Below are 17,387 nucleotides of genomic sequence, written 5' to 3'. Positions count from 1 at the left end.
CGCGCCACCATCCGCGCGCGGCGAGAGAACAACCGGCAGCGCTGTCGGCAGCACCCGTGCCCGGCTTACTGCGCGTTCTTCTCTTCAGTCAGCCCCGGCCACCCGGCAGGCTCGCCTCTGCCGCCACCGATCACGTGACGCTCGTGACGCGGCAGGAGCCCAGGGAGGGCACGCCATGGCCGAGGAACACACCGACGAACGCGCCTACCGGGTGGTCGTGAACGACGAGGAGCAGTACTCCGTCTGGCCCGTGGACCGCGCGCTGCCGCTCGGCTGGTACGCCGAGGGCACCGAGGGCAGCCGGGAGGACTGCCTGACCCACATCGGCACGGTCTGGACCGACATGCGTCCGGCCGGCCTGCGCCGCCAGATGGAGCGGGCGGCGCGCGGCTAGCCGCCACCCGGACGGGCCGACTCACCGAGGTGCATGACTGATGACGACCCTGGAAACGACCCGGTCAGGCCCGGAGCCGGACCCGAAGGACGCGGTGGAGGCCGCCACCGTGGTGACGGCCGAGGCAGAGCCGGTCACCCCGCTCCACCGCAACCGCGACTTCGTGCTGCTGTGGAGCGGATCGGCCGTCTCCCTGATCGGCTCGACCGCGTCCACCATCGCCTATCCGCTGCTGGTGCTGGCCCTGACCGGTTCGGCCTTCTCCGCCGGACTGGCGGGGTCCGTCGCCCTGCTGCCCGGCCTGCTGCTCCAACTGCCGGCCGGTGCGCTGGTCGACCGCTGGGACCGCAGACGGCTGATGATCTGGTGCGACGCCCTGCGCTGCCTCGGGGTCGGGAGCATCGCGCTGGCCGCGGCCCTCGGCGGGCTCGGCCTCGCGCAGATCCTGGCCGTCAGCTTCGCCGAGGGCGCTCTGACGGTCTTCTACGGGCTGGCCGCCCACGCGGCCGTGCCGAACGTCGTCCCCAAGAGCCAGGTCTCCCTGGCGCTGTCCCGCAACGAGGCACGCGGGCGGGCGGCGGTCATGCTCGGCACACCGCTGGGCGGCCTGCTGTTCGGACTGGGCCGCGCGATCCCGTTCCTGACCGACGCCCTGTCCTACCTGGCGTCGATGGCCGGGCTGCTGCTGATCCGCAAGGAGTTCCAGGCCGACCCGGCGGCGGCCCGCGCCGGCCGGCTCACCGACCAGGTCAGGGAGGGGCTGCGCTGGCTCTGGCACCGCCCCTTCCTGCGGACCACCACCCTGCTGGTGGCCGGCAGCAACCTGATGTTCCGCGCCCTCTTCCTGGTCGCCATCGTGCTGGCCGGCGAGGTCGGCGCCTCATCGACCGGCATCGGCGTGATGGTCGGCGTCGCGGGCGGCGGCGGGGTGCTGGGCTCACTGGCCGCCCCCTGGTTCAGGAACCGCTTCCCGCTCGCCACCCTGGTGATCGCGGCCAACTGGGCCTGGGCCGTGCTGATGGCCGTGATCGCCCTCGTCCACGACCCCTACTCGCTCGCCGCCGCCTACGCGGCGATGTGGTTCGTCGGCCCGGTGTGGAACGTCGCGCTGGGCAGCTACCAGCTGAGCATCACCCCGGACGAGCTGCGGGGCCGGGTCCTCGCGGCGATGAGCACCCTCTCCAGCGGGGCGCTGCCGCTGGGCTCGCTGGCCGGCGGCGTGCTGCTCTCGACCGCCGGACCCCGGCCCGCCGCCACGGCGCTGGCGGTCTGGATGGTGCTGCTGGCCGGTGCCGCCACCCTCGCGCCCTCGGTACGCGGCACCACCGCCGCCCCGGCCGACGGCTGACCGGCCAGGCCCCAGCTACGCGAACGCTCAACCGGTGCCCAACCAAGCCGGGCACAGCCAAGCCGGGCACAGCCAGGCCGGTGCCCAACCAAGCCGGTGCACGACCAAGGAGGAACAAGCGTGTTCCGCACCATGCTCGGGCCGCGCCCCGACCGTACGGAGAGAAGCCACCATGCCGGCATCTGACGATGTCCCGGCCGGGGTGCTCGGCACCATCGGCGGGACGCCGTTCGTCGAACTGACCAGGCTGGCCCCGGCCAGGCACTTCAAGACCTACGCCAAGCTGGAGGCGTACAACCCCGGCGGCAGCATGAAGGACCGGTCCGCGCTGGAGATGCTCCGCGAGCGGATCAGCTCCGGCCGACTCGTCCCCGGCCGGTCGGTCGTCGTCGAGTCCAGCTCCGGCAACCTGGGCATCGGCCTCGCCCAGGTGTGCGCCTACTACGGGATGCGGTTCATCTGCGTGGTCGACCCGCGCACCAACCGGCAGAACATCGCCATCATGCGGGCCCTGGGCGCCGAGGTGGAGGTCGTCCGGGAGACCGACCCGGCGACGGGCGAGTACCTGCCCGTCCGGATTCGCCGCATCCATGAACTCGCCGCCCGGATACCCGGAGCCTACTGGCCCAACCAGTACGCCAACCCGCTCAACCCGCAGGCCCACCGGCGCACCATGCGGGAGATCGTCGAGAGCCTGCCCGACGGCCTCGACTACCTGTTCTGCGCGACCAGTTCATGCGGGACCCTGCGCGGCTGCGCGGAGTACGCACGGGAAGAAGGGCTGCCCGTGACCGTCGTCGCGGTGGACGCCGAGGGCAGCGCCATCTTCGGCCGGCCACCCGGCCCCAGGCTGATCCCCGGCCACGGCGCCGCCGTCCGGCCGGCTCTGTACCGCGACGGCCTCGCCGAGCAGGTCGTCCATGTCCCGGACCTCGACTGCGTGGTCGGCTGCCGGCGCCTCGCCGCCCGCGAGGCCATCCTGGCCGGCGGCTCCTCCGGAGCACTGGTCGCCGCCGTCGAGCTGATGGCCGACCGTATCCCGGCGGGCGCCACCTGCGTGCTGGTCCTGCCCGACCGGGGAGAGCGCTACCTCGACACGATCTACGACGACGACTGGGTCACCCGGCACTTCGGTGACGTGGCCCACCTGTGGAAGCAGCCGGAGACCGCGATGAAGGCGACACCATGCTGATCCTGGGAGCCGAGGACGTCCGCCAGGCCCTGGCCGGCGCCGAGCACGAGATCATCGAAGCGGTCCGCCGCGCCTACCTGCTGCACGCGCAGGGGCGGACAGCCGTACCCCACTCCGTCTTCCTGCGCTTCCCCGACGACCAGCGCAACCGGATCATCGCCCTGCCCGCATACCTCGGCGACGACACCCCCGTGGCCGGGGTGAAGTGGATCGCCTCCTTCCCCGGCAACGTCACGGAAGGCCTGGAGCGGGCCTCGGCGGCCCTGATCCTCAACTCCATGGCCACCGGCCGGCCGCAGGCCCTGCTCGAATCCTCCACCATCTCCGCCCGGCGCACCGCCGCTAGCGCCGCCCTCGCCGCGACCACCCTCGTCTCGGAGACCTCGGAGACCGGGGCCTCGCTGATCGGCTGCGGAGTCATCAACTTCGAGGTGCTGCGCTTCCTCCGCGCCGCCCTGCCCGAGCTCGGCACGGTCACCCTCTTCGACCTCGACCGGGCACGCGCCGCATCCTTCACCGAGCGCTGCGCCGAACTCTGGCCCGAACTCAAGCTCCTCGTCGCGGACACCGTCGAGGACGCGCTCGCCGCGCACCGGCTGGTCTGCCTCGCCACCACCGCCGCCGTACCGCACCTGACCACCTCGGCCTGCCGCCCTGGCACCCTGCTGCTGCACCTCTCGCTGCGCGACCTGACCCCGAGGACCGTCCTCGCCGGGGTCAACGTGGTCGACGACGCCGACCACGTCTGCCGCGAGGCGACCTCGCTGCACCTCGCGGAACAGCTCCGCTGCAACCGCGACTTCATCAGCGCCGAGATCGGTGACCTGCTGCTCGGTGACCATCCCCGGAAGCGCGACGAGGAGCGCGTCACCATCTACTCCCCGTTCGGACTGGGCATCCTGGACCTCGCCGTCGCCGCGCTCGCCTGCCGCAGGGCCGACACCCTCGCCCTCGGCACCCGGCTGGCCGACTTCCTCTAGCCCTCCTTCGGCGCGGCCACCAGGACTCGGCACCACCGTGTGGATGCGCCGCTGCAAGGGCGGTCGCTGCCGACGATCGAAGCTCCGGTGGCTGAGGCCGCGCTGCTCGGTGCCTACCCCGCGGCGGGGGACGGGGAGACGGCGGCTCCCCTGTCGCCGCCGTCTCCCCATCGCTCAACCGCCGACGTCCGGTTGTCCGGCTCGGCGGACGTTCCGTCCAGGGTGGTCCGTTGCTCGGTCCGCACTTCCGGCGCGCTTCCGGCGCAGAGGCAGACCCTGTCGGTTGCGCCGGGGCCGTCGTGGTGCGGTCCGGCTGCTCCGCGATGGTGACCCTGGCCTTCGTCCGGACCCAAGACTGCCCTGCCCTGCGATCCACGTCATCAGCGCAGAGTCCACAACTCCCCGCGCAATGCGTCCACAGCGCCCGCAGCTCCCCGGTCACCCCGGCTGGGCTTGGAACGCCTGGTGGCGGTGGTCCTTGGGCGAGATGCCGTAGGCGATGCGGAAGGCGCGGCTGAAGTCGGCCGGGCGGCAGAACCCCCAGCGGGCCGCGATGGCGTGGATGGGCGCGGTCCGCCAGGCCGGATCGGTGAGGTCGCGGCGAGCGGCCTCCAGGCGCAGGCGGCGGATGTACGCGGCCACCGTCTCGGACTCCGCCTGGAAGAGGCGGTGGAGGTAGCTGCGCGAGATGTGGTGCGCGGTGGCGATGGCGCCCGGCGTCAGTTCGGGGTCGTGCAGATGCCGGCGGATGAACGCCTTGATGCGCAGCGTCAGGGCCCGGCTGTGAGTCTCCGGCGGCAGGGAGGCGTCCGCGTCCAGGATCTGGGCGAACAACGCGGTGACCAGGTCACTCAGGACCGTCCCGATGCGGGGTGCGTCCGCGGGCTGGTACGAGTCGGTGTCCGCCACCAGCCGGGTGACGAACTGCGCCAGCAGCGAGCCGATCCCCTCCCTCCCCGACATCCGCTGTCCGATCACCCGGTCGACCTGGTGCCGGGGCAATGGCAGCAGCGCCTTGGGGACCTCGATGCCCACGGACTTGATCAGCCCGTCGCTGGTCCGGATCTCCCACGGCCGGGCGGAATCGTTCGTGTGGAAGTCGTACGCCCGGTGGGTGACGTTCCGCGTGCCCCACGAGACCCGTGCCTCCCCGCGCAGGACGAGGGAGAGGTGGTAGAGCTCGGGGTCGGACTGCCGGATCAGCTTCGGCGTCCGCCGCCAGACATGCTGCTCGAACGCCGCCGGCCACACCGACACCGCACCGAGCCGGATGAGCCGCGCGTCCGCCCGGAAGTCGCCCGTGTGGTCGCGACTCAGCTCCAACGGCGCGTGCATCCGGCTCGTGCACTCCTGCCAGGCGTCGAACCGGTCACCCACCGCGAAGTCCTCGCTCCGGAACACCGTCTCGCTCAGCACGACCGCACCAACTCTCCCACCGGGCCACCGCCGGCCCACAGCGCCCGGCCTACATCCCGGTCAACTACCCGCCGCCCGACCCGCGACAAACGCACTGCGCAGCACCACGAACCGTGGGCGAGGGGGCTCCGGCCCAGGTGAGGGTGCGGCAGCTCGGCTCGACGCGCGGTGCGCCCCGGCCGGCCGGGCCGGTACGGACGCGGGGATCGGCTCGGCTGAGTCAGGCACGCCGTTCGTCCGCCGCGAGCAGGTCCCGCGCCCCGGGTCGAGCGGCCCAGCAGGACCCGCCCGCACGCGTCGGTGACCACCACCGCGGCACCGAACACGGCCTGCGGATCGGGTCGCGCTTTCTCCTCCGCGCTGAACGACCCTCCCGGGCCGCGCAGGACCAGCATCGCCAGGCCCCCCGCGTCGAACCGCTCGCCCACCTCGAACCCGTCGGTGAGCAGGGCGAGTTCGTCCTCGTCCAGCGCGATGTGACGCCGCTCCTCGGGCGTGTCCACGACGGGGGTGATGACGACGAGCGCCCCGCCCTTGCGCAGCCGCGCTGCCAGGCGGCGCAGGACGCGGGCGCGATCGCGGATGAAGGCGATGCCGAGCCGGAGGGTGATCAGGTCGTAGCCGTCCGCGGCGAGGTCGGCCAGGTCGTCGTGCTCCACGTCCAGGCACAGCCAGCGCACCCCGTCCGCCTCGGCGTGCTCCGTGCGGGCCCGCGCGAGGGCGCCCTCGGCGAAGTCGACGCCGTCGACGGTGTACCCGAGTGAGGCCAAGAAGGCCGCCATCTCGCCGGTGCCGCAGCAGACGTCCAGCGCGCGGCCGCCCACGGGCGCCGGAGCATGCTCGCTGAGCAGGCCCTTCTCCTCGTCCCCGAGCCGCTGGAAGCCACGGCCGCCGGCGTAGTGCTCGGACCACTCGGCCCGGGTGTAGGCCACAGATCGCTCCTCATGCGTGAAAGGCGGGCGGGTACGGTGCGGCGACGGCGGTGCGACGGGCCCGTACGGGGCGGCACGCGCCCGGTAGCGGTCGCCGTACGACCTGGGCCGGAAGGCGGTCGGCAGCCCGCCACGAACAGCAGCCGGTCGAGGAGCCCGTGCCGCACGTGGGCGCAGGCCCCGGCTCCGCAGCGCGCTTGCGGGTATCGATGCTGCCGCTCATTCGTCCCCCCAGTCCCAGGTGCCGAAGTACGCGGCCTCGCCGGTACGGCGGGCCTCTTCCACCGCGCTCAGGCGAGCGAAGTCGCGAGGCGGCATCAGCGCCTTCCACTCGGCCAGGGGCAGGACGCGGACCTCGTCGTGCTCCTGCGGGGCCAGGGTGATGCCGCGGATCTGCGCGGTGGTGAGCCGGCCGCCGTCGAAGACGCAGCCGATCGTGCTGTAGGGCCACTCGGCGCCGGGCAGCCCGTACACGGTGGCCAGGAGCCGGGGCGGTCCGGGCGGCGCGAGGCCGGTCTCCTCCCGGCACTCGCGCACGGCCGTCTCCCAGGGCCGCTCACCCGGGTCCATCGTTCCGCCGACCATCTGCCAGGGATGGGCGGGGGAGTAGACGGAGTGCAACTGGAGCGGCCGGTCGTCTTCGTCGGTGAAGTAGACGCAGGCGAACGCGGTTGCCTTGAGGACCGTCTCGGCGTACTGCTCGGGCGGCAACCAGCCGTCGCTCACCCGTTCCCCCGGCGGTGCGCGGTGAACGCCCGGCGGGCCGGAGTGGGACGTGCCTGAGGACATGGCTCTCCCGAGGTGTTCGAACGTGTCGTCGTGGTCGGTGCGGCGATCCTGGCAGCACCGGGACCGCCGGCCGGGCGTGTCCCGGCGAATGTCATCAGTTCAGGGCAACTCTCATCCCGTACCGGCGGGTTGATGGACACGTCCGGTATCACCGCCCTTCCGGTCGAACGGCGCCGGTCGACCGGCCCGGCAGCCCGGGGGGTGTGTCGTGCGGTAGTACCGGCAGGGGCGCTCCCGGGGCGCGGGCGGCACCGCCGCTGCGAGCGGGTCGTCCGCCGGAACCGCGTGCCGTAGCCGTGGCAGCTCGTCATTATGCTGGGTCTTGTGACACCGAGAGCCGAGCGGGGAACAGCGTTGCGCGCGGATGCCGCGCGCAATCGCGCTCGGGTGTTGCAGGTCGCCCGTGAGCAGATGGCCGCAGGTGACGACTCCCTCCAGTTGAACGCCATTGCCCGGCTCGCAGGGGTCGGCGTGGGGACCGTGTACCGGCATTTCCCCAACCGTCACGCACTGGTGGAAGCCCTGTCGGTGGAGCGCTTCCGGGAGCTTGTCGGCGAGGCGCAGGCGGCGGCTGCGGAAGAGGACGCCCTCGCAGGTCTGCACCGCTTGCTGCGGTTCACTCTCGCACGCTCCCTGGAGGACCCCGGATTCGCGGCCGTGCTCGAATCCGCCAGCGACGCCGAGGCGCAGACCTCGGCGATGAAGGCCGAACTCGACCGCGCGGTCGCGGAGTTGCTCGATCGCGCCCGCCACGTCGGCGCCATCCGGCGTGACATCGAGGCGGACGACGTACGCCGCCTGCTGTGCGGCATCGAGCACGCCGTGCGTTCCGGGGACAGCGGTCCCAGGTGTGTCGAGGTCTACCTCGACGTCCTTCTTGCGGGCCTGCGCCCCCCGCGCTGAGTCGGCAGCGCTTGAACCCGGCGGCCGGCCGCCCCGGCCCGCACATGCCCGACTCATTAACCGGATGACTATCCGACTGTGCTAGCGTCTCCGCTCGTAACCGGATACATATCCGCTTGAGAGTGCGACGGAGGGCAGACCCGTGGACCGACGGGCAGTAGTGACGGCCGGCACCGGAGGAATCGGTCTGGAGACCGCGATGGGACTGGCGGCAGCCGGCTACACCGTCACCGTGGTCGGCCGCGACCCCCAGCGCGGCGCCCACGCGCTGGAGCGGATCAAAGCGGTCGCCACCGAAACGGAGCCGGTGTTCCTGGCGGCCGACCTCGCATCGCTCGACAACGTACGAGCGCTCGCCGCACGGCTCGCAGCCGAGGGGCCATTGAAGGTTCTGGTCAACAACGTCGGCGCGATGTTCGCGGACCGCCGGCAGACCGTCGACGGCATCGAGGCGTCGTTCGCCGTCAACCACCTCTCGCCGTACCTACTGACCGAACTCCTGCTCGAACCGCTGCGAGCCGCAGCACCGAGCCGGATCGTGAACGTCAGCTCCGGGGCGGTCCGGACCGCCAAGCCCAGGTTCGAAGCCGTCGAGCCGCCAGGCGGCTACTACGGCTTCCACTGGTACGGGCGGGCGAAGCTCGCCAACCTCGCCTACACCCTCGACCTGGCAGAGCGCCTGCGGGACACCGGCGTCTCGGTCTTCGCGGCCGACCCCGGCGGCGCCGCCACCGAGATGACCAACGGCACCCTTCGCTCACCCGAGATCGTCTCCCCGGGGCTGCGCCTCTTGTGGCCGCTGGTCCGGCGGACCTTCGAACGCTCCACCTCCGGCCCCGCGTCAGTGGCCGCCCGGCCGTCCGTCTTCGCCGCCACCGACGCCTCCCTCGACGGCCGGACCGGTCTGCTCATCGGACCCCAGGCCCGCCCGGTCCCTCCCCTGCGCAAGAGCACCGACAGGCACCTGGTCGACGACGTCCTCAGGCTCAGCCGGCAGCTGGCACCCCTCACCCCTGCCTGACCCCCGACCGAGTCGTCCCGTCTCATCGAGCGCGACGCGACGCCGCACCCACGAGCGGTTCGGGAGACCTCCCCGCCGGGGACAGTGCGATGCGTCGGCCGACACCGGACGGGCACGCCGGCCACGCGGTATCGGACCCCCGCACTCCGCCGACGGGACCGGCCCGGCGACCCTCCGATCCTGCCGAAGTGGCACCCGGATCGGGACGGTTGGCGGAAGCCGGCGGCGGCGGGGGGAAGGCAGGGCGCCGGGCATGACAGGCTTGCCCTGCAACCACCCCGATCCCTGGAGGTCATCATGGCCGTCGAGCCCGCGTCGCAGGAAACCCCTGAGCCGACCCCTGCCGAGGCCCCCGGGCAGGTGGGGGAAGCCGGCATCGACGATGTGAAGCGCAGGTTCGAGGAAGCGCTGGCACGCAAGCGCGGCCTGCGCACCGCCTCCGACAAGGGAGGCCCCGGCGCGGACCAGTCGAAGATCCACGGCGCCCACGGTCCCGCGTCGAGCCAGCGTTCCTTCCGCCGCAAGAGCGGCGGCTGAGTCACCAGCCCCCGATAACGGGGCCCTCCCGGGTGCACGGCGGCCCCCTCTCCTCCGCGCACCCGGGAGGGCTCCCCCCACTGGTCGAAATCGACCACCGACCTGTCCACAGACGCCTGCCCGGAGACCCCACGGAGCCGGCGGGCAAGTGCGGCAGAGCCGGTAGGCGACGACGAAGACCAGTGGGTGCGCACGAACGGGCGATGGGCGATGTCCGCTGGGCGCGCCGATGGCCTCTCCCGGTGCGTGGTGTGGTGATGTTGAGGTTCGCCCGTTTTGTCCGGCTTCCCGCGCGGGAGGTTCCGCCGATTGTCGCGAAGACATTCCCGTTCGAGTGCGCGGCGGAGGCCCTGAAGCACCTCATGGCGGGCCGGCTGTTCGGTCGGGTGCTCCTCGAAGACCTCTCGCGAAATCGCGCCCGTCCTGTCGGCGCCGTCGCGGCCGGACCTGTCATCAGATGGGAGCGGAACATGCAGCAGACTCAGACGACTCCGAAGGCGTTTCTCGGCGTCGGTTACACCAGCGACCGGGCTGGGCTGCCGCTGGAGGCGGTGCGTGTCCCCGTCCCGCAGCCGGCTGCCGACCAGGTTCTGATCCGCGTCGCCGCCTCGTCGCTCAATCCGCTGGAGTACAAGCTGGCCGACCTCAACTTCATGGGACGGACGCCCCCGGTCGTTCTCGGTTTTGACCTCGCGGGCGTGGTGGTCGCCGTCGGCCATGGGGTGAGCGGCGTAGCCGTCGGCGACGCGGTGGCCGCCATGGCCGATCTGAACGGTGACGGCGGCTGGGCCGCAACGGGCGGGAGCGGAAGCGAAGGCGGCTATGCCGTCGCCTACCGCTTCCTCACCGCCGGCAAGCCGCCGTCCCTGGGCTTCCGCGATGCGGCGGCGCTGCCGATGGCCTTCCTGTCCGCTTTCGCGGGTCTCTACCGGGCCGTCCAGGACGGCGACACGGTCTACATCCCGGGCGGTGGGGGCGGCGTCGGCCATCTCGCCGTGCAGATGGCGGCGCGGGCCCTGGGGGCCGGTCTGGTCATCAGCAGCGGCAGCACGCCGCAATCGATCGCACTGGCCCGGCAGTCCGGCGCCCACCACGTCTTCGACTACAAGCGCGACGACATCCCGGCCGCAGTCGCCGGGCTGACAAGTGGCCGGGGCGTCGACCTCGTCTTCGACGCCACCTACAGCGAGCGGGGCTTCGCCGAGAGCGCGAGGACCGTCAGGCGGGGCGGCAGGTGGACCGTGCTCGGGGTCGGCCCCGGCAAGACGACACGCCTGGTCGAAACCCGCAGCCCGGTGGACGCCATCCTGGCCGAGCGCGGCGCCGACCAGGTCAACGTCAATCTGCTGCGCTACTTCTCCGAACCGGCCACGCTCGACGGCGAGGCGCGTGCCCTTCTCCAGCGCGGGATGGCTCTGGCGATGGAGTGGGCGACACAGGGGCTTGTGGTCCCGCACATCAGCCAGACCATCGACAGCACCGTTGACGCGATCAATACGGGACTGCAGTCGCTCAAGGCCGGCCGTGGCACACCAGGCAAGGTGGCGGTGGTCGTGGATCGCGACCTGGCCGCAGGAAAGTGACGGGCGGTCCCGGCCGACCGAAGCCTGGCCCAGACGGCGACAAGGCCGCCCGATCGTCACGGCCCAGGAACCTGCGTCAGCACAGCCGTCAACTCCCCGATCACCCTCCCGAGGTGCGCGCGGCCTCCTTCTCCGTGGCGCACCCCGAACATCACCCTTGGCCATCGGGTAGCGGCAGAACGCGTGCAGTTGCACCCGCAGCCGCCCCAGTGGATCGGTGGCGTCGACGGTGGCCCGGGACTCCCGGATCAGGGTGATCAGCTGGTCGTACTCATGGTCGAGCACCGCGTCGATCAACTCGGACTCGTCACGGAAGTGCCCGTGGACACTGGCCGGCGCGACCCCGACCTCCCGGGCGACACCCCGGAGGGTGAGGCCGTCCTCGGTAGCGAGTGCGCCGAGCAGCTGGGGATCGCGTCCGGGCGTGCCGGCAGGAGGTGCTGCCGCGGCTTCGCTAGGCGTGGTCGGTGTAGGTCACGGTGACGGGGGCGTGGTCGGACCAGCGTTCGGCGTGGGAGGGGGCGCGCTCGACGTGGGCCTCGACGCAGGTGTCCGCGAGGCCCGGGGTGGCGATCTGGTAGTCGATCCGCCAGCCGGTGTCGTTGTCGAAGGCGCGGCCCCGGTAGGACCACCAGGAGTACGGTCCGGGGCGGTCCGGGTGGAGGCGGCGGACGACGTCCACGTAGCCGGCCTGGTCGAAGACCTGGGTGAGCCAGGCCCGTTCCTCGGGTAGGAAGCCGGACGACTTCTGGTTGGCCCGCCAGTTCTTCAGGTCCGCCTCCCGGTGGGCGATGTTCCAGTCGCCGCACACCAGCACCTCGCGGCCGGCTGCCTCGGCCCGGGTCCGCAGGTCGATCAGGTGGACCATGAACTCCTTCATGAACCGTTCCTTCTCGTCCTGCCGCTCGGTGCCGACCTCGCCCGAGGGCAGGTACAGGCTGACCACGGTGAGGCCGGGCAGGTCGATCTCGGCGTACCGCCCCGAGGTGTCGAACTCGGCCGAGCCGAATCCGATCTGCTGCCGCTCGGGCCGCTGCCGGGACAGCAGCGCCACCCCCGCCCGGCCCTTGGCGGCGGCGGGCGCCCACAGGGTGTGCCAGCCCTCCGGGTCGCGGATCTCGGCGGGCAGCTGGTCGGGCTCGGCGCGCACCTCCTGGAGGCACACCACCTGGGCTTCGGTCGCGGCCAGCCAGGCGCTGAAGCCCTTCTTGGCGGCGGCTCGCAGCCCATTGACATTCACAGTGGAGACAGTCAGCACCGCGGCAGGCTACCCGGCCGACGGCGGCCGAGGCGAACCCGGCGGGCGGGATTCGACGGTGAGATTTGTCATGATCACTTCGCCGGGACCCTTGAGGGGCGACGGGCGCGGGTGCTTCAATCAGTTAGGAAAGCTTCCTAACAAGGCTGCTGCCCATGGCAGCGTCGCACGACGGGAGAAGCACATGAGGGTCAGCCCCGCGATCCGCCCCTCCGGCCGGGTCGTCCGCGTTCTGGTGGCGGCGTCCGTCGCCGCCTGCACCGCTTCCTTCGCCCTCGCCGGGACCGGGCACGCCACGCCCGTCCAGGGGGCGCGGAGCGCGGCGGCCGCGGCGGCGTCGGTGGACCTCACCGACGCGCACAAGAAGGACATCGCGATGCAGCTGGTCTCCAGCGCGGAGAACTCCTCGCTGGACTGGAAGGCCCAGTACAAGTACATCGAGGACATCGACGACGGCCGCGGCTACACCGCCGGGATCATCGGCTTCTGCTCCGGCACCGGCGACATGCTCGACCTGGTCCAGCTCTACACCGACCGCGCGCCCGGCAATGTGCTGGCCAAGTACCTCCCGGCGCTGCGCAAGGTCGACGGCAGCGACTCGCACAGCGGCCTCGACCCCAACTTCACCAAGGACTGGCGCACGGCCGCCGCCGACCCGGTCTTCCAGCAGGCGCAGAACGACGAGCGCGACCGGGTCTACTTCGACCCCGCCGTCCAGCAGGCCAAGGCGGACGGCCTGCGGGCGCTCGGCCAGTTCATCTACTACGACGCCATCGTGATGCACGGCCCAGGCAACGACAAGGACAGCTTCGGCGGCATCCGCAAGACCGCGCTGGGCAAGGCCAAGACCCCCGCCCAGGGCGGCGACGAGACCGCGTACCTGGGCGCCTTCCTGGACGCCCGCAAGGCCGCCATGAAGCGGGAGGAGGCGCACAGCGACACCACCAGGGTCGACACCGAGCAGCGGGTCTTCCTCCAGGCGGGCAACCTGGACCTCGACCCGCCGCTCAAGTGGAAGGTGTACGGCGACAGCTACAGCATCACCAGCTGACCGCCACCCGCTCCGGCCCGCCCCGGGAGACCCCGGAGCGGGCCGGACCGCTGCCGTCAGGCCGCCACCGCGACCTCGGCCCCCGCCGAAGCCCCCACCGGAGCCCCCACCGGAGCCCCCGCCGATGCGCCCGACGCACCGGGGAGCGCGCGCCCGGCCCGCCGCCGGTGGACGAGCGCCCCGGCACCGATCACCGCCGCGATGACCAGCCCGCCGAGCGCCAGCGCACCGCGCGGCCCGGCCGTCTGGAGCAGCAGCCCCAGCAGCGGCGGCCCGGCCAGCCCCCACGCCGTACTGATGCTGCGCCACGTCCCCAGCACCCGGCCCCGCATGTGCGCGGGCGGGTCGGTCTGCAGCACCGTGGTGGCGGCGGTGTCGCTGACCGTCTCCACCACCGCCATCGGCACCACCAGCAGCGCCAGCAGGAACAGCGTGGGGGAGAACGCCGCCACGGCCTGGAGCACCGCACCCGCCGCCGCCAGCGCGGCGATCAGCCGCACCGAGGGCCGCTGTAGCCGCCCGGCCAGCACCGCGCCCGCGATGCCGCCGACCGCCAGCACCGTCGAGATGGCGCCGTACGCCCCGGCGCCGCCGTGCAGCGGGCCGGTGACCAGGGAGGCGAGCGTCAGCGCGTAGTTGCGGCCGAGCACGGCGCTCACCGCCGAGATGACGGCCAGCGCGACCAGCCGGGGCCGCCCGACGAAGAACGCCAGCCCCTCCCGGGTGCCGGACCGCCGCTTGGCCCCGGCCGCCGGGGGAGCGGCCGGTTCGGCCGACTCCGCCGGGTGCATGCGCAGGAAGGGGACCACGGCGGCGACGAAGAGGAAGGACAGCCCGTTGGCGGCGTACGCGGCGGCCGCCCCCAGCGCGGCGGTGGCCACCCCGGCGAGCGCCACCCCGCCCAGCCGGCCCGCGCTGTGCACCACCGAGCCCAGCGCGATGGCCGACGGCAGGTCGCGGCGCGGGACCAGGTCGTTGCCCAGCAGGGCGCAGGCGGGCCCGTCGACGGTGGCGATGAAGCCGGTGAGCGCGGCCAGCACCAGCAGCGCCGGCACCCCGAGCAGCCCGGTGGCCAGCAGCACGGCGGTCACCAGCGCGACCACGGCCAGCAGGCCCTGGCTGACCGCCGCCGTGCGGCGGCGCGGCCAGGAGTCGACCAGCGCACCGCCCGCCGGTCCGAGCAGCAGACCGGGAGCGGCCTGTACGGCCAGGCAGGCGCCGGTCAGCGCGGCCGACCCGGTGAGCTGGAGCACCAGCAGGTTCTGCGCGGTCAGCTGCATCCAGGTGCCCGCGTTGGAGACCAGGTTGGCCAGCGACCACCAGCGCATCGAGGGGTGGCGCAGGCAGCGCCAGGGCGACCGGTCGGGGCGGGCGGTGCGACGGGCGGGCAGGGTGGGAAAGGGCACGGGGGAGCGTCCTGAGGGCGGTACGGGGGCGTCGGACAGGCGGCGCGGCGTCCTCGGACGGTTCCGCAGCGGCCCGGACAAGTCTGCCAAGCCGACCCCGCCCGGCGGGGCTCCCGTCCCCGGAGCGGAGCCGCCCGCAGCCGCGATTGCGCAGGTCACCGCAGTGTCGGCCGCCGTGGGTGTGGTTGGTCACAGCGGGTTTGGAACGGTGCCGCTCGGGCAGACGCCGAAGAACCTCACGGCGCCGCGCCCCGCCGCCGAACCGGCGGCAGGACCGGCGCCGAGCAGCGCCCCCGGAACCCCGAGGAGGAGTTCGCGGAAGCGGGGCGGGACAGCAACGAGCCGGCCGGTCCGGCGGGTGGCGGATCGCCGCCCGCCGCCGAGAACGGGGTGGTCGCAGTGGCAGGTCGGAGGTCCGCCGCCGCCGACGCCCGCCCCGGCGCCGCCGACGCGGCGGCCCGCGACCCGCTGGACGCCCTGGCCGAACTGCTCTCCCGCGAGGTGGAGCGGCTCGGGGCGCACGTCGGCGCGCTCTACCTCCCCCTGCCGGGCGAACCCGTGATGGAGCTGGCCGTGCTGGTCGGCCTGCCGCGCGACTTCGCCCGGCCCTGGGAGCGGGTCGGCTTCTCCGCGCCGGTGCCGTCGGCCGAGGCCGTCCGCACCGGGCGGCTGGTATGGGTGGGCGGCGAGGAGGAGATGGCCCGCCGCTATCCCCGGGTCGCCGTCGCGGTGCCGTACCCGTTCGGGATGGCCGCGGCGCCGGTGGCCACCCCCGCCGGAAGCGGCGCCGTGATGCTGCTCTGGCCCGGGACCCACTCGACGCGGCTCTCACCCGAGGAGACCCGGGGCCTCACCGGCCTCGCGGACCGGCTGGCGGGCGAACTGGCCCGCGCCGCCCGCCGCGCGGGCGCCCCGCTGCGGGCCGGCGAGGAGCCCCGGGTGGTGAGCGGGCGGCCCGGCGGGACCGAGCCGCCCGAGGTGCTGGCCGCGCTGCTGCACCGGCTGCCGGAGGGCCTGTGCGCGCTGGACACCGGCGGCCGGCTGACCTTCGTCTCCCCGACCGCGGCCGAACTGCTCGGAGAGCCCGTCGACCGGCTGCTCGGGGAGCTGCCGTGGACGGTGCTGCCGTGGCTGCGCGACCCGGTGTACGAGGGCCGCTACCGGGCCGCGATGCTCAGCAGGCAGCCCGCGTCCTTCGTGGCGCTCTGCCCGCCCGACCGCTGGCTCGCCTTCGACCTGCACCCGGACGCCTCCGGCCTGAGCGTGCGGATCACCCGCGCCCGGGTCGCGCACGGCGACGCCCCGGCGGTGGCCGTACCGCCCCCGGCGCCGATCCGGGCCGGGGCGCTGCACCACATCCTGCACCTGGCCACCGCCCTGACCGAGGCCACCGGGGTCCAGGACGTGGTGGACCTGCTGGCCGGCCAGATCGTGCCGGCCTTCGGCGGCCAGGGCCTCGCGCTGCTGGCCGCCGAGGACGGCCGGCTGCGGGTGGTCGGCCACCACGGCTGCCCGGAGACGACCATCGAGCGGCTGCACCGCAGCGAGCTGTCGGCGCCCGCGCCCGAGGCCCGGACCGCGACCTCCGGCGCGCCCGCCTTCTTCGCCTGCCGCCAGGAGCTGGAGCACGCCTTCCCGGCCCGCACCGGCCTCTGGGAGGGGATGGGCGCCTGGGCGTTCCTGCCGCTGGTCGCCTACGGCCGCGCGGTCGGCAGCTGCGTCCTGGCCTTCGCCCGCCCGCACCGCTTCGACGCCGAGGAGCGGACCGTCCTCACCTCGCTCGGCGGTCTGATCGCCCAGGCGCTGGAGCGCGCCCACCTGTACGACGCCAAGCTGGAGCTCGCCCACGGCCTCCAGGAGAGCCTGCTGCCGCACGAACTGCCGCTGACCCGGGGGCTCGCCGCCGCCGCCCGCTATCTGCCCGGCACCCGGGGCATGGACATCGGCGGCGACTTCTACGACCTGATCCGGCTCGGCCGGGACACCGTGGGCGCCGTCATCGGCGATGTGCAGGGCCACAACGTCACCGCCGCCGCGCTGATGGGCCAGGTGCGTACGGCGGTGCACGCCTACGCCACGGCGGGCGCCGACCCGGCCGAGGTGCTGGCCCGTACCAACCGGCTGCTCACCGACCTGGACCCGGGCCTGTTCGCCAGTTGCCTCTATCTGCATCTGGACCTGCGCGCCCGCCGGGTGCTGCTGGCCAGCGCGGGCCACACCCAGCCGCTGCTGCGCGCGCCGGACGGGCGGACCAGGGTGCTGGACGTGCCGGGCGGGCTGCTGCTCGGCATCGAGCCCGCCGTGCGCTATCCGCTGGTCAGGCTGCCGCTGGCGCCGGGCAGCCTGCTGGTGCTCTACACCGACGGCCTGGTCGAGCGGCCGGGCGTCGACCTGGACGACGCGGTCGCCACGCTGGCGGACCAGGTGGACCGGGCCGGGGAGCGGCCGCTGGAGGACCTGGCCGACCTGCTGGTCGGCCACGCCGAGCAGTCCGGCCGCCGCGACGACGACATGGCCGTGCTGCTGCTGCGGCCCGAGCCGGCTGCGGACCCGCCGCGCTGAGGGCCGCCCGGTAGT

Annotated in this window: 15 protein-coding genes; 10 read left to right on the top strand and 5 right to left on the bottom strand. The window is 73.4% G+C overall.

All coding sequences use genetic code 11. The features are described 5' to 3' along the window. Window positions 1-175 precede the first annotated feature (175 nt). The 4 genes from ACIQGZ_RS19310 (at window position 176) to sbnB (ending at window position 3,914) form a co-directional block, all read left to right on the top strand. Entirely contained in the window at window positions 176-394 is a 219-nt protein-coding gene (locus ACIQGZ_RS19310) for an MbtH family protein (protein ID WP_402603217.1), read from the top strand. 40 nt (window positions 395-434) lie between these two features. Then, complete coding sequence (locus ACIQGZ_RS19305) at window positions 435-1,742, top strand: MFS transporter (RefSeq protein ID WP_402603215.1); 1,308 nt, start codon at window positions 435-437, stop codon at window positions 1,740-1,742. Between the two features lie 172 nt (window positions 1,743-1,914). Continuing rightward, entirely contained in the window at window positions 1,915-2,934 is a 1,020-nt protein-coding gene (sbnA, locus tag ACIQGZ_RS19300) for a 2,3-diaminopropionate biosynthesis protein SbnA (protein ID WP_402603214.1), read from the top strand. Continuing rightward, a complete protein-coding gene (gene sbnB / locus ACIQGZ_RS19295; RefSeq protein WP_402603212.1) occupies window positions 2,928-3,914 on the top strand; it encodes a 2,3-diaminopropionate biosynthesis protein SbnB in 987 nt (328 codons plus the stop codon). The genes sbnA and sbnB overlap by 7 nt, the downstream gene beginning before the upstream one ends. A gap of 438 nt (window positions 3,915-4,352) precedes the next feature. On the opposite strand, the gene ACIQGZ_RS19290 is transcribed toward sbnB, so the two are convergent. The 3 genes from ACIQGZ_RS19290 to ACIQGZ_RS19280 all read right to left on the bottom strand — a co-directional run bounded on the left by ACIQGZ_RS19290 (window position 4,353) and on the right by ACIQGZ_RS19280 (window position 6,988). After that, window positions 4,353-5,330 carry a helix-turn-helix domain-containing protein gene (locus tag ACIQGZ_RS19290; protein ID WP_402603210.1) on the bottom strand — a complete coding sequence of 326 codons (978 nt, stop codon included), beginning with the start codon at window positions 5,328-5,330 and terminating at the stop codon, window positions 4,353-4,355. Further along, window positions 5,324-6,262 (bottom strand): class I SAM-dependent methyltransferase, encoded by a 939-nt coding sequence (locus ACIQGZ_RS19285; protein ID WP_402603208.1) that lies wholly within the window; start codon window positions 6,260-6,262, stop codon window positions 5,324-5,326. The genes ACIQGZ_RS19290 and ACIQGZ_RS19285 overlap by 7 nt, the downstream gene beginning before the upstream one ends. Before the next feature lie 219 nt (window positions 6,263-6,481). After that, complete coding sequence (locus ACIQGZ_RS19280; protein WP_402603207.1) at window positions 6,482-6,988, bottom strand: NUDIX domain-containing protein; 507 nt, start codon at window positions 6,986-6,988, stop codon at window positions 6,482-6,484. A gap of 387 nt (window positions 6,989-7,375) precedes the next feature. On the opposite strand from ACIQGZ_RS19280, the gene ACIQGZ_RS19275 reads away from it, so the two are divergent. The 4 genes from ACIQGZ_RS19275 (at window position 7,376) to ACIQGZ_RS19260 (ending at window position 11,095) form a co-directional block, all read left to right on the top strand. Beyond that, complete coding sequence (locus ACIQGZ_RS19275) at window positions 7,376-7,954, top strand: TetR/AcrR family transcriptional regulator (RefSeq protein ID WP_402603205.1); 579 nt, start codon at window positions 7,376-7,378, stop codon at window positions 7,952-7,954. Window positions 7,955-8,096: 142 nt separating this feature from the next. Continuing rightward, on the top strand, window positions 8,097-8,975 hold the full coding sequence (locus tag ACIQGZ_RS19270) for an SDR family NAD(P)-dependent oxidoreductase (RefSeq protein ID WP_402603203.1): 879 nt from the start codon (window positions 8,097-8,099) through the stop codon (window positions 8,973-8,975). A 297-nt stretch (window positions 8,976-9,272) separates the two neighbouring features. After that, window positions 9,273-9,512: a DUF5302 domain-containing protein gene (locus ACIQGZ_RS19265; RefSeq protein WP_402603202.1), complete on the top strand. Its 240-nt coding sequence runs from the start codon at window positions 9,273-9,275 to the stop codon at window positions 9,510-9,512. A gap of 203 nt (window positions 9,513-9,715) precedes the next feature. Next, window positions 9,716-11,095, top strand: a complete 1,380-nt coding sequence (locus ACIQGZ_RS19260; protein ID WP_402603200.1) for a zinc-binding dehydrogenase — start codon at window positions 9,716-9,718, stop codon at window positions 11,093-11,095. A 454-nt stretch (window positions 11,096-11,549) separates the two neighbouring features. On the opposite strand, the gene ACIQGZ_RS19255 is transcribed toward ACIQGZ_RS19260, so the two are convergent. Next, window positions 11,550-12,353: an exodeoxyribonuclease III gene (locus ACIQGZ_RS19255; RefSeq protein ID WP_402603198.1), complete on the bottom strand. Its 804-nt coding sequence runs from the start codon at window positions 12,351-12,353 to the stop codon at window positions 11,550-11,552. A gap of 184 nt (window positions 12,354-12,537) precedes the next feature. Here ACIQGZ_RS19255 and ACIQGZ_RS19250 point away from each other — a divergent pair, with 184 nt between their 5' ends. Beyond that, entirely contained in the window at window positions 12,538-13,404 is an 867-nt protein-coding gene (locus ACIQGZ_RS19250; protein ID WP_402603196.1) for a chitosanase, read from the top strand. 56 nt (window positions 13,405-13,460) lie between these two features. On the opposite strand, the gene ACIQGZ_RS19245 is transcribed toward ACIQGZ_RS19250, so the two are convergent. Beyond that, complete coding sequence (locus ACIQGZ_RS19245) at window positions 13,461-14,810, bottom strand: MFS transporter (protein ID WP_402603194.1); 1,350 nt, start codon at window positions 14,808-14,810, stop codon at window positions 13,461-13,463. Between the two features lie 399 nt (window positions 14,811-15,209). On the opposite strand from ACIQGZ_RS19245, the gene ACIQGZ_RS19240 reads away from it, so the two are divergent. Next, window positions 15,210-17,372 carry a SpoIIE family protein phosphatase gene (locus ACIQGZ_RS19240; protein WP_402603192.1) on the top strand — a complete coding sequence of 721 codons (2,163 nt, stop codon included), beginning with the start codon at window positions 15,210-15,212 and terminating at the stop codon, window positions 17,370-17,372. The last annotated feature ends 15 nt before the right edge of the window (window positions 17,373-17,387 follow it).

This window comes from Streptomyces sp. NPDC092296, from assembly GCF_044755465.1.
GTDB lineage: Bacteria > Actinomycetota > Actinomycetes > Streptomycetales > Streptomycetaceae > Peterkaempfera.
The sequence above is the reverse complement of the archived record's forward strand: the minus strand, read 5'-3'. Positions and strand labels throughout refer to the sequence as shown.